The following is a 14364-nucleotide window of genomic DNA, read 5'->3' as shown; positions in this document are numbered from 1 at the left end:
GACCACTTACCGATCAATAGCCTAGCAAATAATGATCACAAGGACTAGACTCAAAGAATGAAGTGATAATCCTGCTGAAATAAGGAGATGTAAGAAAGGAGCTGTTATAAATTATAGCAATTCTGATCGATAGGACGTTTTAGACTTATTTCGGAGCTATTTTTGTGCTATTCATAAATATAATAATGAGAAGCGATGACCATAGATTTCGTTTAGATATCTTAATAAAGATTGTATTTTTGGTCTAAAGAGTTTCTAGATTTTAAACAGATGTATATAGACAATAAGTATTATCGACTGAGCACTATCCTCTATAGAGTGAAGGATATAGTAGATAAGGCTATATCGAATAACTACTTTTGGTTAAGGGCAGAGATAGGTCAACTAAAAGAAGACCGAAAGGGACATCTCTATCTAGAACTCGTAGAGCACAAAGATGGAGTAGTATTAGCTAAGTGTCGTGCGAATATCTGGCAATCTAATGCCTATGTGATTAAAAAAACTTTAGGGGAGAATGCGAATGAGATACTGAAGAATGGGGCTGAGATCATGTGCTATTGCGAAGTCACGTTTAGTAATCTATACGGGATGTCTATTAATATACATCGGATAGACTTGTCATACTCATTAGGAGAAGTAGAACGCATAAAGCAGGAAAATCTAAGAAAGCTAGTAGAGCGGGGATATCATCAGAAGAATAAAGAACTGTATCTACCTGCTGTGCTTCAACGCATAGCCTTAGTAAGTTCTAAAGGGACAGCGGGGCATGCCGATTTTATAAAACAACTAGAGGAGAACGAGTATAACTTCGTCTATCATCTAGATCATTATGACTGTCAAGTGCAGGGTGATGGGGCTGTAGCGTCTATACAAGAGGCACTGAGTGAGATAGAGTCAGATGCGTATGATGTGATCGTGCTGATTAGAGGGGGAGGATCGGCGCTAGACTTAGATGTGTTTAATCACTACGAGTTAGCGGTGACGCTAGCCACAAGTCATACACCAGTATTTACTGGGATAGGGCATGAGACTGATAGTTCGTTAGCTGACTTTGTGGCTAATCGCTATTTTAAAACGCCGAGTGCTGTAGCGGCTTATATCGTGGAGCGGACTGCTCTGTTCTATACGGATATCAGTAGGATGTATGATGGCATTATGCAGTCTTATAAACAGTGTATCACTGTAGAACAGCATAAGCTAGAAGTGGCAGAGAAGGAGATAAGGTTATATGGAGTGGCACAAGCCAAACAAAAAAAGCAAGAACTAGATACATTGTCTAATAGACTGATAACAGAAGTAAGAAAACGTCTACATACAGAAGAGTCGTTTATAGAGAGTGCTACGCAGTCTATCTCCTATCGATCTCAACGTATAACGGGTAAAGAGACTCAGGCGTTAAAAGAGAAAACAAAACTAGTAGCATATTTGGCGCAACAGTGTATCGATGTACATCAACAACAACTGAATACTTCGCTAGAGAAACTAGTCTATCAAGCAAAAGGACAGTTGAAGAAAGAACGTGTACGATTAGTTACCTTCGAAGAGATTACGACAGCGTATGACCTGAGTTCTATTCTAAGGAAAGGGTTTGCGATTGTGATGCACAATGGACAACTGTTGAATGAACACCAAGAATTAAATATAGGAGATGAGCTAGAGATAGCGATCTATAATAAGAAGTATAGAATTATATTAGCAGAAATAAAAGAAGTGAAGCAATGGAACAACTTACTTATGAAAAAGCCGCTTTAGAATTAGAAGCAATTCTGAATGATTTAAAGAATGATGAAGTCACAGTAGACGAATTAGCGAGTAAAGTAGAGCGCGCATCTAAACTAATAGTGTTCTGTAAAGAGAAATTGACCTCTACAGAACAACAAGTAGAAGGTATTATAGAGAAGCTAGGACTATAAAATAAGAACACGGTCATAGAGTATCTCCATGACCGTGTTCATCGTATGTAGTTTGCTATATTATAGTCTTTCTTTCATGTCTAAGAGAAGACAGGCTATAGCGACCTGTTATAATCATGGTAATAAGTATCCTTAATTACCAAACGAATCATGATTAGTCGTGCTGTTCTGTATGAAATGTCTTACGTCATCAGAAGAAGGCAACTCGAATACATCTAGGTGGAAATAATCTACAGCGGCTAATACGTGGTCGAATATATCTGCCATGATATTTTCATATACTGCCCATACAGTGGTATTCGTGAAGGTGTATATCTCTATCGGTAGCCCGTGCTCTGTAGGCTGTAGATGCCTTACCATCAGAGGATATTCTTTGTGAATATTAGGGTTCTGCTGTATGTATCTCGTTACATACGCTCTGAACATTCCTATATTTGTTATTCTACGACCATTGATAGGCATAGATTGATCAGCTTGTGTTCTCTCATTGTATTCTTCTATTTCTTTTTGGCGTTCTTCTATATACGGAGCTAATAGTTGTATCTTTTTAAGTAGTTCTATTTCATCCTTCTCTAGATAGCGAATAGAAGAGATTTTAATATTGATACTTCTCTTTATTCTTCTACCTCCAGAAGTCTGCATTCCTCTATAGTTTTTAAACGAGTCACTGATTAGAAGGTGAGTCGGTATGGTGGTGATTGTCTTGTCAAAGTTCTGCACCTTCACCGTACTTAGGTTCATCTCTAGTACTGTACCATCTGCACCATACTTCGCCATCTCTATCCAGTCTCCTACGCGTACCATATCATTAGAAGAAACTTGAATACTCGCTACGAATCCCATAATGGTATCTTTAAACACTAGTATAAGAATGGCTGAGGCTGCTCCTAATGAGATTAAGAATTTGATAGGGTCTGTACCTGTGATGATAGAGAATATAATAATCCCAGAGAAGAAATAGACTAGTATGCTAGATACCTGTGCGTAGCTATCTAATGGTTTGTCTGCTAGACGTGGCTTGCTCTTTAGGTAATCTCGGATACTGCGTATAGTAGATCTAATCACTAAGGTCAGAGCCACTGTGACTAAGATATCCGTCAAGGACATCACAAACTTCGTTAGGTTCGGAAAGCCTAAAAAGAAAATCGGAAATAAGATCTTCGCTAAGGCAATCGGAATTAAGTGTGTGACATTGTGAAAGAATTTATTTTCTACTAATAAGTCATCGAACGTCGTTTTAGTCTTAGAACTAAAAGTCTTTACTAAGACAATAAAAAAGTTCTTTAGAATATAATCTAAAATGAACATACAGATTGTAAATGACGTTAGTAATAGAATAGCTGTCACTACATGGGTAGCATATTCTGATAGATTTAAGAAGTCTAGCAGGTTATAGAACCACTGATATAGTCCGTTGAAATCTTCTGTATTGATAATAGAGTTAATATTAGTAACTAGATAGTTATTAATCATCATGTAATTATGGCTTTTATATTTATAGCTCTTTTAATATAAGCATTATAGCAGACAAATACAAATGAGTACTGCTAATGTGTGTGAAAAGTAATTAATTTTTTAGAGAAATCACTTAAGAAAAGTATAAACTGTTGAAAAAACAGGTGAATCTGAAGTGAGTGTATTGTCACGATGTAAAAAAAGGCGAAATGTTTAACATCTCGCCTTTTATAGGTTATTTTATATTTTCTTTTAATGCTATAATTGATTCAGCATAGAGTTGATTTTATCCAGATTAGGAGTTAGGATAACTTCTATACGTCTGTTCTTCGCTTTGCCTTCAGCAGTGGTGTTACTTGCTAGCGGAGCATATTCACTTCTACCTGCAGCTGTAAGATTTCTCTTATCTATCTGAGGCGTTTGCTCTAGAATAGACACGATAGTTAGAGATCGTTTAGTAGATAAGTCCCAATTGGTCTTCACTCCATCTCCTAGATTACCTAATATCTTATCATTATCTGTATGTCCTTCTATCAGTACTGTGATATCGGGGTTGTCAGCTAATACCTTGCCTAGCTCTACTACTGCCTCTTTTCCTTCATCACTGATCGTCCAACTACCAGATTTAAACAACAATTTGTTTTCCATAGAGACATAGACACGTCCATTTTTTTGTTCGATGGTCAGTCCTCTTCCTTCGAATGCGTTTAGGGCATTAGATAAGTTGTCTTTTAGGGTACGCATCTGCTTATCATTAGCCGCTAAGATACTCTCTAGCTCAGCTACACGTCTTGATTTCTCTTCTAGTTCCGTTTTGGCTTTAGCTAGTCTAGCAGCTTCTGCTTTTAGTGTCTCAGCACTGTGTTGTTCTAAGTTGTTATAAGACTTCTCTAGATCTCTTAGTTTGTTCTGTGCAGCGGCTATCTCAGCATTAAGATTACTTCTCTCTTGTTGAAGTTCTTTTAACTGAGCAGCTAGTTGTCTTTTGATATTTTCTAAGTCTGTATTAGAACTATTCATCAGGTCTAATTCACTACTTAGTTGTTCGTTTTCGGCTAATGCATCTTTGTACTGTTGATCTAGTTCATTGTATAACTTGCGTGTCACACATGATGATAACATGGTAAGCGCTAATAAGCCTAGGCTAATCTTTTTAATTGACATAGTTTGTTGTTTTATGAGGGGAAAATAGGGGTTATGCGTCTATCTCTACGAGTATTGGGCAGTGATCAGAGTGCTTTACATCAGGTAGTATAGTCGCGTGTTTTATCTTGCTTCTCATATTCTCTGTCACTAAGTGATAGTCTATTCTCCACCCTTTATTATTATTACGAGCATTCGCTCTGTATGTCCACCAGCTGTAGTTATGTGGCTCTTGGTTGAACATACGGAAGCTGTCTATAAACCCATTGTTGATAAACTTGTCTAACCATGCACGTTCTTCTGGCAAGAAACCTGATACTTTAGCATTGCGCACAGGGTCATGGATATCGATAGCTTGGTGACAGATATTATAGTCTCCACAGATCACTAGGTTTGGAATCTCTTTCTTTAGGTTATCGATATAGTTGAAGAAGTCATCCATATACTGATATTTAAAGTCTAGTCGCTCTATATTAGAAGCAGAAGGTAGGTATAGAGACATCACAGAGATATCGTCATAATCTACTCTTAAGTTTCTACCTTCGAAGTCCATATAGTCTATACCTGTTCCGAATACTACGTTCTTAGGTTCTTGTTTGCACAAGATAGCTACTCCACTATAACCAGCTTTCTGAGCAGAATAATAGTATTGGTATGGATATCCGGCAGCTAGTATATCCGCTACAGGTATTTGATCTTCTTTTGCTTTTATTTCTTGTAGACATATAATGTCTGGATTCTCTTCTTGAATCCATTCTATAAATCCTTTGTTTATAGCAGCACGTATTCCATTTACGTTATACGAGATTATCTTCATATAAAATGAGTATGTAGTTTAAAAAATCAAAAATATAAAAAATATATTTTTTGATTTAATATCTTATCTTTGTTTTAATCAGTTATTTATACATTTTGTAATTTCTTTTTTATGAATTATAGTACTAGTCTGATAAAATAAAATGGAATAGCTGAAGATTTTAGTATATTTGTATTACTTAATTTTGAATTTTAATGGGGTTAGTAACGGCGAAAGAAGTAGCAAAGGCAATTAACGTAGATAAGTATGGTTTTCTAGGAACCTTTACGGGGTGGATGTTGATGAAGGCGCTTAAAATCACTACGTTAAATAAAATTTACGACCGCAATAAGCATTTGTCTAATCTAGATTTTTTAAATGCTATCTTAGAAGAATTTCAAATAGAATTTGAAATAGATCCAGAAGAACTTAAGAGACTGCCTAAGAAAGGGCCTTATATAACTATTTCTAATCATCCGTTAGGAGGAATAGACGGTATTCTATTGCTTAAACTGATGTTAGAGCATGATCCTGATTTTAAAATTATCGCTAACTTTTTATTACATCGCATAGAGCCATTAAAGCCTTATATTATGCCTGTGAATCCTTTTGAGAACAATAAGGATGTTAAATCAAGCGTTATAGGATTAAAAGATACTTTAAGACATTTAAGTGATGGAAAGCCTTTAGGGATATTCCCTGCTGGGGAAGTGTCTACGTATAAAGATGATAAACTTATCGTAGATAAACCTTGGGAAGAAGGAGCGATTAAGCTGATAAAGAAAGCAAATGTACCTGTAGTACCTATTTATTTTCATGCAACAAATAGTAAGTTATTCTATTTCTTGTCTCAAATAAATCCTACGTTGCGTACAGCTAAACTGCCTTCTGAACTATTGACTCAAAAAAATAGAGTGATCAAAGTAAGGATAGGTAGACCGATATCAGTAGAAGAACAAAGTGAACACTATGATATAAATGATTATGGTAACTTCCTGCGTTTTAAAACATACTTATTGTCGAATGCATATAAGGATGAAGATATACGTAAATGGATTAAAGTACCTTCATTTAATTTCAAATTACCAAAAAGCGTGAAAGATATTATTGAGGCACAGCCAGTAGAGAAGATTTTAGAAGAGATTAATACGCTGAGAGAAGGTAATTATAGATTATTACAGAGTAAGAATTACGAGATATTCTTGTGTAAATCAGATCTAATACCAACGATTCTAACAGAATTAGGACGTTTAAGAGAAATTACGTTTAGACAAGTAGGAGAGGGAACGAATAATGAACTAGACTTAGATCAATACGATAAGTATTATCACCATATGTTCTTATGGGATAATGATACTCAACAGATTTGTGGAGCATACCGTATGGGATTGGGAACAGAGATTTATAAGAAATATGGAATCAATGGGTTCTATTTAAATGAGTTGTTCCGCTTTGAGTCTGAGTTATATCCGATGATGTCTCAGTCTATAGAGATGGGTAGAGCTTTTATCATTAAAGAGTATCAACAGAAGCCAATGCCTCTATTCTTATTGTGGAAAGGTATTGTACATACTACATTGAGATATCCTGAACACAAATACTTAATCGGTGGAGTGAGTATTAGTAATCAGTTCTCTGATTTCTCTAAATCATTAATGATTGAGTTTATGAGATCACACTATTTTGATCCTTATATCGCTCAGTACGTCACTCCTAAGATGGAATATAAAGTAAATCTTAAGGATAGTGAGAAAGATTTGATCTTTAGTGAGACAGATTCTGATTTAAATAAATTCGATAAGATCATTGAGGATGTAGAACCAGGAAAGTTAAGATTGCCTGTATTGATTAAAAAATACATTAAGCAGAATGCAAAGGTGATCGCTTTTAATGTTGATCCATTGTTTAATAATGCAATAGATGGTCTGATGTATATCAAGATTGCTGATCTACCAGAAAGCACAGTGAAACCTGTAATGGAAGAATTCGAAGCAGAACTTGAAAGAAAGATTCAAGAAGAAAATAACAAAAGCGAAAAGCAAGAGTCATAAAAAAAGGAGTTTCTATTGAAACTCCTTTTTGTTTTTAGTATAGTAATTTGATTTTGTCTATAATCGTTTGCGCTAGTTTTTCTTTGCTTTCTATAGTCCATCCTCCGATATGAGGGGATAGTAATACATTCTTAGCTTGTATTAAGTATTGCATAGGTTCAGGAAGAGTATTATCTGAGAACATATTCTCGAAAGAAGACTTCTCGTACTCTAATACGTCTAATGCAGCACCTCTTACTTTACCAGACTTTAAAGCTTCGACTAGATCTGTAGTATTGACAGACTTCCCTCTAGCTGTATTTATAAACCAGAAAGGCTTTTTGAACCCTTGGATTAGTTCCTTGTTGATGAGATACATGGTCTCCGGTGTCTGTGGAGTATGTAGGCTTAGGATATCAGCTCGTTCTTGTAACTCTGCTAAACTTACTTGTTTTGCATAGGCATTCTCTAGTCCTTCTCTGATATCGTGGAAGATTACTTCACAGTCAAACCCTTGTAGGCGTTTGGCAAAAGCATTTCCCATATTTCCATAGCCTATAATACCTACTGTTTTACCTTCTATCTCATGTCCTCTGTTTCCTTCTCTAATCCAGATTCCTTGTCTTACTTCTTGGTCGACTAAGTTGAGTTTATTCATTAGGCTTAGTAGCATCCCTAAGGCGTGTTCTCCTACTGCAGTTCTATTACCTTCTGGAGCAGCGATAAGCGCTATACCTTTAGTCTCTGCATATGCACAGTCTATATTCTCTAGTCCTGCACCGACACGTCCAATGAACTTTAAGTTAGTTGCTTTCTCTAAAAAAGATTGATCAATAGAAAAGCGACTTCGGATAATGATACCTTCATATTCGTGTATGTTTTCTGCTATTTCTTCTTTACTAGCAGTGTAGTTTTCTACATTTTCGTATCCTAGTTCTGCTAGTTGTGTAATCATTAAAGGATGATTACTATCTATATGTAATACTTTCTTAGTGTTCATGGTTGTGATGTAGCTTTAAATAATCTAGAAACCTAAAATAACCTTTGCAATTGAAAAGTAAATTAAGATTCCAAAGATATCATTACTTGTAGTGATAAAAGGACCTGTGGCTAAAGCAGGGTCTATACCATATTTATTCAGTAAGATCGGAACAAAGGTACCGATAAGACTAGCGATGATTATTACACTAATCAGTGCTATAGATACAGTGATACCTATGATATAATCTACCCCTAATAAGAAGTGACTTCCTAGCATCATCAGAATAGCAAGTAAGAAACCATTTAGTAAACTAAGCGTTACTTCTTTTCCTAATCGCTTCCATATAGATCCGGTGATAGAGTTATTAGCTAGTCCTTGTACGATAATAGCAGAAGATTGAACTCCAACATTACCTGCCATAGCCGCAATAAGAGGGGTGAAGAAGAATAGTACACCAAACTTCTCCATAGCTCCTTCAAAACTTCTAGATACATTAACAGCTACGAATCCACCTATCATGGCTAATATTAACCAAGGTAATCTAGCTCGTGTCAGCATAAGGATACTGTCATTAGCCTCTACGTCTTGAGAAATACCTGCTGCTAATTGGTAATCTTTATCTGCTTCTTCTTTAATAACGTCTACGATGTCATCTATGGTAATACGACCTACTAACCTTCCCATTTCATCTATAACAGGAATGGCTTCTAAGTCATACTTCTGCATAATACGAGCTACCTCTACATCTTTTGTATCTACTTTTACTGAGTCTACATTTCTAATATAGACATCACTAATATGGGTAGTAGTAGAAGAGGTAAGGAGGTCTTTTAGCGACAGTCTCCCTTTTAGCCTTCCTTCATTATCTATTACATAGATAGAGTGTACTCTAGATACATGCTCAGCCTGTTTGCGCATTTCTTTGACACAAGTAAGCACTGACCAATTCTCATTAACAGAGACATACTCTTTGGCCATTAACCCCCCTGCAGTGTCCTCGTCATAACGCAATAGTTCAACGATGTCCTTTGCATGCTCTAAATCTTCCAGCTCAGAAAGAACCTCTTCCTTCTTAGATTCTGGTAATTCAGAGATAATATCAGCAGCGTCATCCGTGTCTAATTCGTCTAACTCCTCTGCAATTTCTTTTGGAGATAGCGTTTTTAAGATCTTTTCACGGACATCTTCATTTAATTCTAAAAGGATTTCTGCTGTTACTTCACTATCTAATATATCGAATATGTATATCGCTTCTTCTCCAGAAAGCTCATTCATAATCTCTGCTATATCGGCGTAGTGTAAATCTTTAAGAATCTCTAATAATTCCTTTTCATTCTTTTCAGCGATTAAATCTTCGAATTGTTGTAAAGATTCTCTACTGATTTTAAACTCCATAGGCTTCTATTTTCTTTGTTAGTTCTATAAATTCTTTATAGTCTAATTGTTCTGGTCTTAAATTAAATACTTCTTCGGATCTTATTTCCTCTGGCAAGTTAAAGCTTTTTAAGCTGTTGCGTAATGTCTTTCTTCTCTGATTAAAGGCAGTTTTTACTACTGTAAAGAATAATTTCTCACTACAAGGTAGACTGTAATCTTCTTTACGGATCATACGCATTACTCCTGACTTTACTTTTGGAGGTGGGTTAAATACGTGTTCGTCTACAGTGAACAAATATTCTGTTTCATAGAATGCTTGTGCTAATACTGAAAGTATACCATAAGCTTTAGTTCCTTTTTTCTCACAGATACGTTCTGCTACTTCTTTTTGGAACATCCCTGAGAACTCAGGGATATAGTCTCTTAGTTCTAATGCTCTAAACACGATTTGTGTAGAGATATTATAAGGGAAGTTACCGATTACAGCGAAAGGCTCTTGATTAAAAGCACGTACTATATCGAATTTTAGAAAGTCTTGTGCGAATATATGGTCGTGTAGTTTGTTATAATGAGCATGTAGATAATCTACAGACTCTGTATCTATTTCTACTACGAATGTTTCTATCGGTTTGTCTAATATATATTTGGTTAGAACTCCCATACCTGGACCAATCTCTAATACCTTCTTATATCCTTCTAATGTCAAGGTATCAGCGATTCTCTTTGCGACACTTTCGTCAGTTAAGAAATGCTGACCTAAGTGTTTTTTTGCTCTTACTTTATCCATGGTTATCTTATTGATGTTCGCTGATTAATTCTAGTTCTGTTTTAAATGTTAGCATAAGCTCACCAAAAAGGCGTTTAGCTTCGTTCTCAAAACGATCAAAGTCTTCTTTATAGAACTGATCTAGTAACTCTTTACTCTGTGTTTCGAATTGAATAGAATAAGTTTTTCCTCCCATTTCTTCTTCGATGAGTACTTTGACAATTTTAGCTTTGTCAAACTTTCCAGTTGCTAATATTCCTGGTATATAAGCGTTTTTTGTCCATTGCATCCATACGTCATGTGCGCTTTCATGAATGTTGACTGTGATATTATATATGATCATAATTTTAATTACACTGAATGAATTATTTTTTGCAAAGATAAAAAAAGCACCAAATGTCTTATTTCGAATATTTGGTGCTTTTTGTTTATAAGGTTATTGGTGTTAATTAGTTGATAATATCAAATCCTGTGTAAGGGCGTAAAACTTCTGGAATTACGATTCCTTCTGGTGTTTGATAGTTTTCTAAGATACCTGCTAGTACACGAGGTAATGCTAATGAACTACCATTTAAAGTATGTGCTAATTGGTTTTTACCATCTTTATCTCTGAATCTTAATTTCAATCTATTCGCTTGGAATGTCTCGAAGTTAGATACAGAACTAATTTCTAACCATCTGTCTTGTGCTGTAGAGAACACTTCGAAGTCATAAGTAAGAGCTGATGTGAATCCCATATCTCCACCACATAATCTTAAGATTCTATATGGAAGTTTAAGGTCGTTCAATAGTCCTTTAATATGTTCTACCATTCCGTCTAATGCTTGATAAGAATTATCAGGGTGTTCGATACGTACGATTTCTACTTTGTCAAATTGGTGAAGGCGGTTAAGACCTCTTACGTGTGCTCCATAAGATCCCGCTTCTCTACGGAAACATGGTGTATAAGCTGTACACATAATAGGTAACTCTGTCTCTTGTAAGATAACATCTCTAAAGATATTAGTCACAGGAACCTCTGCTGTTGGGATTAAGTATAAATCGTCAACTGTACTGTGATACATTTGTCCTTCTTTATCTGGCAATTGTCCTGTACCGTATCCTGATGCCTCATTGATTAAGTGAGGAACTTGATACTCTCTATATCCTGCATCTGTATTTTTGTCTAAGAAGTAAGAGATTAACGCACGTTGTAAACGAGCTCCTTTACCTTTATATACAGGGAAACCTGCTCCAGTGATTTTATTCCCTAGTTCAAAGTCAATGATGTCATATTTCTTTGCTAATTCCCAGTGTGGTAAAGCACCTTCGTGTAGTGTAGGTACTTCTCCTGCTTCGAATACATTTAAGTTATCATCAGCATCTTTACCAGCAGGTACGATATCTGTTGGTACGTTTGGTATAGTATATAACTTCTCAGTTAATAATGCAGATACATTATTAAGCTCTTCAGTTAATTGTTTGCTTTGGTCACGTAAGTTTGATGTTTTCTCTTTGATGATTTCAGCTTTTGCTTTTTCACCACTTTTCATCAACTCCCCGATGCTTTTGGATAGTTTGTTCGATTCTGCTAATACATTGTCTAATTCCACCTGTGTGCTTCTTCTTTTCTCATCTAATTCAAGCACTTCTTTTAGCAAATCGGCAACATCAAGATTTCTTTTGGCTAATCCTTTAACCACTTGCTCTTGATTTTCTCTAATAAAAGCTATCTGTAACATATTATAAATATTAATTGTAAAGCAAAGTTAGAAAATACTTTTCTATTAGCAGCTATTTTACGTACCTCTTTATAAGTTTTGTAGAACATTATGCACTTTATTTGGTAGTTTATTAGCTTTTCTAAATAATAATTTAATAAATAGAATTACTTTAGAATAATATGTGAAGTGCTTTTTAGCTTTATTACACTTTGTTTATCTTGTTATTTATGTGAAAGAATTGATAATTTAAGCCTTGATTTAAAAAAAAGTGAGATTAGTTAAAGTAATATTTTACTTTTGTCTGAATAATATTAGAGTCTGTAAAAAATAAAAATGGATATACTTATTAAATTATCTCAATTCTTATTGAGTTTGTCGTTGTTAATTATCTTACACGAGTTAGGGCATTTTATTCCTGCTAAACTTTTTAAAACACGTGTCGAGAAGTTTTACTTATTTTTTGATGTTAAGTTTTCTTTGTTTAAAAAGAAGATAGGAGATACTGTTTATGGTATTGGGTGGTTGCCATTAGGAGGGTATGTAAAAATATCTGGTATGGTGGACGAAAGTATGGATACAGACCAATTAGCTGGTGAGCCACAACCTTGGGAGTTTAGATCTAAACCTGCTTGGCAACGTTTGATCATTATGTTAGGTGGAGTTACGGTGAACTTTATTTTAGCCTTTGTTATCTATATTGGTATGGCTTATGCGTATGGTGAGTCATATATAGCTAATAAAGATGTAAAGAGTGGAATCTGGGTTCAGAATCCTATCTTAGAAGACGCTGGTCTAAAAACGGGAGACAAGGTATTAAAGGTTGATGGAAAGGAGATTGTGAAGTTTAATAGTCTGCCAGAGGCAATCCTTATGGGGAAAGATATCGAGGTAGAGCGTGCTGGTGTTGTAGAGCATGTACAGTTGCCAGTTGACTTTTTGGGACAAATCACAGAGAATAAAGGAAATGGTTTCATAGGATTGCGTATTCCTTTTATTGTAGCAGGATTTGGTGAAAACTCTATTAATGAAGGTACATTAATGGTTAAAGATATTGTGAAGTCTATTAATGGGGTAGAAACACCTTTCTTTGATATGGTAAGCAATGTGTTAGAAGAAAACAAAGGAAAGACTGTTGCTGTTGTAGTGAATCGCGATGGAAAAGATACGACTGTTGATGTAAAGGTAAATCAAGAAGGTAAGATAGAGACATATTATGCTCCTGCTTTGCCATTTGATAATTTACAAAAACTTGGACTATATGAGATAAGTAGAGAGCAATACTCTTTAGCAGAAGCTATTCCTGCGGGGTTACACATGGGGAAAGATAGAATCATGAGTTATTTCGGACAGTTAAAGAAAATTGTACAACCTGAGACAGGTGCTTATAAAGGAGTAGGAGGGTTTAAAGCGATTTATGATATCTTCCCTCAGTTCTGGAGCTGGCAAGTGTTCTGGAGTATTACAGCGATGTTATCTATCATGTTAGGGGTTATGAACTTATTACCAATCCCTGCTTTAGATGGTGGGCATGTTATCTTTTTATTGTACGAGATGATCTCTGGAAGAAAGCCAAGTGATAAATTCTTGGGTAACGCTCAGATGGTAGGATTCTTCATACTTATTGCATTATTGTTATTCGCGAATGGGAATGATATTTATAAGGCAATTTTTAATTAGATGAAAAAAATATAAAAAAAATGCTTGTTGTGTTTGCAGAAATGAAAAATCGTATTATATTTGCATCGCAATAAAGGTAAGACATCACCTTCCTCCTTAGCTCAGTTGGTTAGAGCATCTGACTGTTAATCAGAGGGTCCTTGGTTCGAGCCCAAGAGGGGGAGCAGAGAAGCCAGTCATTGACTGGCTTTTTTCTTATAACCGTTTAGGTTATGGAATTTTAAAAACAAGAATACAAGTAAAGAAATTTACTTTTTAAGGGGATTTGAAAAGCGATATCGAATAGGTATCGCTTTTCGCTTTTCTAGAATATCTGTGATATACTATATATTAAGGTATATAAGAGAATGATTGTTCATTGCTTGAATCCTTTAAAGAAGAAAAATAATTATAGAATAGAGCTCTTGTCAGTAGGCAAGAGCTTTTTTCATTAAAGAATGTATTACCTACAGCCTTAGTCTATATAGTCTAGGGCTTTTTTATTGTCATCATAAGTTAACCCCCTTCAAGAGCGCGACAAGA

At 35.4% G+C, this 14364-nt stretch carries 12 protein-coding genes and 1 tRNA gene; 5 read left to right on the top strand and 8 right to left on the bottom strand.

Annotated features, from left to right (window positions below; all coding sequences use genetic code 11):
- Positions 1–270 precede the first annotated feature (270 nt).
- Positions 271–1752 carry an exodeoxyribonuclease VII large subunit gene (gene xseA / locus MODO_RS02210; protein ID WP_006258023.1) on the top strand — a complete coding sequence of 494 codons (1482 nt, stop codon included), beginning with the start codon at positions 271–273 and terminating at the stop codon, positions 1750–1752.
- Positions 1719–1913 carry an exodeoxyribonuclease VII small subunit gene (gene xseB / locus MODO_RS02205; RefSeq protein WP_006258024.1) on the top strand — a complete coding sequence of 65 codons (195 nt, stop codon included), beginning with the start codon at positions 1719–1721 and terminating at the stop codon, positions 1911–1913. Before xseA ends, xseB begins: the two co-directional genes overlap by 34 nt.
- A gap of 132 nt (positions 1914–2045) precedes the next feature.
- On the opposite strand, the gene MODO_RS02200 is transcribed toward xseB, so the two are convergent.
- From MODO_RS02200 to MODO_RS02190, 3 genes are all read right to left on the bottom strand, one after another.
- Positions 2046–3389: a mechanosensitive ion channel family protein gene (locus MODO_RS02200; RefSeq protein WP_006258025.1), complete on the bottom strand. Its 1344-nt coding sequence runs from the start codon at positions 3387–3389 to the stop codon at positions 2046–2048.
- Between the two features lie 237 nt (positions 3390–3626).
- Complete coding sequence (locus MODO_RS02195; RefSeq protein WP_006258026.1) at positions 3627–4532, bottom strand: OmpA/MotB family protein; 906 nt, start codon at positions 4530–4532, stop codon at positions 3627–3629.
- A 31-nt stretch (positions 4533–4563) separates the two neighbouring features.
- Complete coding sequence (locus MODO_RS02190) at positions 4564–5328, bottom strand: exodeoxyribonuclease III (RefSeq protein ID WP_006258027.1); 765 nt, start codon at positions 5326–5328, stop codon at positions 4564–4566.
- Between the two features lie 194 nt (positions 5329–5522).
- On the opposite strand from MODO_RS02190, the gene MODO_RS02185 reads away from it, so the two are divergent.
- Entirely contained in the window at positions 5523–7358 is a 1836-nt protein-coding gene (locus tag MODO_RS02185) for a GNAT family N-acyltransferase (RefSeq protein WP_006258028.1), read from the top strand.
- Positions 7359–7392: 34 nt separating this feature from the next.
- Here MODO_RS02185 and MODO_RS02180 read toward each other — a convergent pair whose 3' ends face one another.
- The 5 genes from MODO_RS02180 to serS all read right to left on the bottom strand — a co-directional run bounded on the left by MODO_RS02180 (position 7393) and on the right by serS (position 12183).
- On the bottom strand, positions 7393–8337 hold the full coding sequence (locus MODO_RS02180) for a 2-hydroxyacid dehydrogenase (protein WP_006258029.1): 945 nt from the start codon (positions 8335–8337) through the stop codon (positions 7393–7395).
- A 24-nt stretch (positions 8338–8361) separates the two neighbouring features.
- Entirely contained in the window at positions 8362–9714 is a 1353-nt protein-coding gene (mgtE, locus tag MODO_RS02175; RefSeq protein WP_006258030.1) for a magnesium transporter, read from the bottom strand.
- The gene (rsmA, locus tag MODO_RS02170; protein ID WP_006258031.1) at positions 9704–10483 is read right to left on the bottom strand and encodes a 16S rRNA (adenine(1518)-N(6)/adenine(1519)-N(6))-dimethyltransferase RsmA; all 780 of its coding nucleotides are present in this window, start codon (positions 10481–10483) and stop codon (positions 9704–9706) included. Before rsmA ends, mgtE begins: the two co-directional genes overlap by 11 nt.
- Positions 10484–10490: 7 nt before the next feature.
- The gene (locus MODO_RS02165) at positions 10491–10805 is read right to left on the bottom strand and encodes a DUF4286 family protein (RefSeq protein ID WP_006258032.1); all 315 of its coding nucleotides are present in this window, start codon (positions 10803–10805) and stop codon (positions 10491–10493) included.
- Positions 10806–10911: 106 nt separating this feature from the next.
- A complete protein-coding gene (serS, locus tag MODO_RS02160) occupies positions 10912–12183 on the bottom strand; it encodes a serine--tRNA ligase (RefSeq protein WP_006258033.1) in 1272 nt (423 codons plus the stop codon).
- 315 nt (positions 12184–12498) lie between these two features.
- Between serS and rseP the strand changes: the two genes are divergently transcribed.
- Together rseP and MODO_RS02150 are read left to right on the top strand one after the other, a co-directional pair.
- Positions 12499–13842, top strand: coding sequence for an RIP metalloprotease RseP (gene rseP, locus MODO_RS02155; protein WP_006258035.1), 1344 nt, complete (start codon positions 12499–12501; stop codon positions 13840–13842).
- Positions 13843–13932: 90 nt separating this feature from the next.
- A tRNA-Asn gene (locus tag MODO_RS02150) sits at positions 13933–14006 on the top strand.
- Positions 14007–14364 lie beyond the last annotated feature (358 nt).

Origin of the sequence: Myroides odoratimimus (genome assembly GCF_001485415.1) — a bacterium.
Lineage (GTDB): Bacteria > Bacteroidota > Bacteroidia > Flavobacteriales > Flavobacteriaceae > Flavobacterium > Flavobacterium odoratimimum.
The sequence above is the reverse complement of the archived record's forward strand: the minus strand, read 5'-3'. Positions and strand labels throughout refer to the sequence as shown.

Excerpts from the sequence above, each read along its gene's own strand:
- xseA (WP_006258023.1), top strand. The coding sequence starts at position 271 with ATGTATATAGACAATAAGTATTATCGACTGAGCACTATCCTCTATAGA.
- xseB (WP_006258024.1), top strand. The coding sequence starts at position 1,719 with ATGGAACAACTTACTTATGAAAAAGCCGCTTTAGAATTAGAAGCAATT.
- MODO_RS02200 (WP_006258025.1), bottom strand. The coding sequence starts at position 3,389 with ATGATGATTAATAACTATCTAGTTACTAATATTAACTCTATTATCAAT.
- MODO_RS02195 (WP_006258026.1), bottom strand. The coding sequence starts at position 4,532 with ATGTCAATTAAAAAGATTAGCCTAGGCTTATTAGCGCTTACCATGTTA.
- MODO_RS02190 (WP_006258027.1), bottom strand. The coding sequence starts at position 5,328 with ATGAAGATAATCTCGTATAACGTAAATGGAATACGTGCTGCTATAAAC.
- MODO_RS02185 (WP_006258028.1), top strand. The coding sequence starts at position 5,523 with ATGGGGTTAGTAACGGCGAAAGAAGTAGCAAAGGCAATTAACGTAGAT.
- MODO_RS02180 (WP_006258029.1), bottom strand. The coding sequence starts at position 8,337 with ATGAACACTAAGAAAGTATTACATATAGATAGTAATCATCCTTTAATG.
- mgtE (WP_006258030.1), bottom strand. The coding sequence starts at position 9,714 with ATGGAGTTTAAAATCAGTAGAGAATCTTTACAACAATTCGAAGATTTA.
- rsmA (WP_006258031.1), bottom strand. The coding sequence starts at position 10,483 with ATGGATAAAGTAAGAGCAAAAAAACACTTAGGTCAGCATTTCTTAACT.
- MODO_RS02165 (WP_006258032.1), bottom strand. The coding sequence starts at position 10,805 with ATGATCATATATAATATCACAGTCAACATTCATGAAAGCGCACATGAC.
- serS (WP_006258033.1), bottom strand. The coding sequence starts at position 12,183 with ATGTTACAGATAGCTTTTATTAGAGAAAATCAAGAGCAAGTGGTTAAA.
- rseP (WP_006258035.1), top strand. The coding sequence starts at position 12,499 with ATGGATATACTTATTAAATTATCTCAATTCTTATTGAGTTTGTCGTTG.